At 35.4% G+C, this 1,445-nt stretch carries 2 protein-coding genes; both read right to left on the bottom strand.

The genetic code is table 11. The annotated features are described in order from the left end of the window. Nucleotides 1–82: 82 nt before the first annotated feature. Nucleotides 83–409 (bottom strand): antibiotic biosynthesis monooxygenase family protein, encoded by a 327-nt coding sequence (locus AC1DRF_RS27600; protein WP_427075829.1) that lies wholly within the window; start codon nucleotides 407–409, stop codon nucleotides 83–85. 63 nt (nucleotides 410–472) lie between these two features. After that, nucleotides 473–1,195: an FxLYD domain-containing protein gene (locus tag AC1DRF_RS27595; RefSeq protein ID WP_427075828.1), complete on the bottom strand. Its 723-nt coding sequence runs from the start codon at nucleotides 1,193–1,195 to the stop codon at nucleotides 473–475. Nucleotides 1,196–1,445: the final 250 nt, after the last annotated feature.

Here is a 1,445-nt window from a genome sequence, read left to right as displayed (position 1 = left end):
CGTGATAAAACGGCTATAAATCCTATAACGCCATAAAACATAACGGCTTCTCCCCTTTTTAAAACAATTAAGCATATACGCCCTACATCTCAAAAAAGCTATGTCTTTCCACTTTACAAACCCTAAGCGAAAACTTTTGATACCATTCTTTTTTTCCTTTGTGCTGGGCTGCGCGGTGGGCTGAGTTTTCTTTCCACATTTTGATTGATTTTAAGGAATCCCAATATGAAATGGTAATGCCTAAGTCTTTGTCCCTGGCACTTTCTATTCCTAGAAAGCCTCTTTGTTTAGATGCAAGCTCTACCATTTTATCTGCCATGATTCCATAACCCTTCTCACCTTCTGTTCTTTCAGAAGCAAAAATAACGGCATAATAAGGCGGTTCGGGGGTGTTAGCAATTCCAGACATATTGATTTCCTCCTTTAAATAAAGTCAAATTAATAACAAAAAGAGTCTGATGTGAAGACTCTTTTACTCTTGATACGTAGAAGCTACTATTTTATATTTTTTCACTTTTGCTAGTTCTTTATCAGGGATTTGTGATGAAGTAGCGTCAAAAGGAATGGATTTTCCAGGAGTCAGCTGCGCTTCTTCGGATTGAAATATAGTTCCTATAAACTCATTTTGTTTTCCATATAAGGCTCCAACAACCAGAATGTATTCAGTAGATTCTTTGGTATTGTTTGTAGCTGTTCCTTTGATATGTAGGATGTGATTCTCTTTTTCCTGACTCATTGCGTCGCCTTTAATTTTCAAGCTCTGTACATTACTTGCAGGCTTTATCGGATTAATCTTGACCTTTACATTATATGTATCTGGTTCTTTATTAATAATTCCTTCTGCTGAAATGTAGCCTTCCTCGCCCGGCTTTAGTACATAGGGAGCAAGATGAACGTCGGGGTCACTTGGAATAATATGCGGATCAAGGACTTTTCCAGTTTTGTTTACATATTTTATTGTTGTATCGTTTACATTAAGCGTTTTGTCACTTTCATTTTTTATAACCGCAGAATAGCTCAGTACGTTATCATGAGTGATGGAATCTACAAGTGTATAACTTTTTTCTTCTACTATTTTTATTTTTTCATCCTTTGTTTTCTCTTTCTTATGCTGGGCAGTGTCCGTCTCCTTGTTGCATCCAGCCAGAATGAACAAGAATGCTAGGAGTATTCCTAGCAGCAGTCTTACTTTCATGATGATTCCTCCATTTAATACTATTTTTTTCACAAATTCCATTATAATACTTTTTTGGATTTATCTAAAGGGGATTTCACACCTAATTAGAATTTGCTAAAACTATAATTAGATAAATATTCCATTTATATGATATAGTTTTTATATGTAAGTAATAAACAAATAGAAATGGAGTTTCAACATGAGGAACATAAGCAAGATAACAACGGGAACCATTACAATCGCTTTAGTGCTGGGGTTAATGGGGTGC

This window comes from Priestia sp. P5_B4 (genome assembly GCF_056400385.1).
This window is presented reverse-complemented; position numbering and strand designations above follow the sequence as displayed.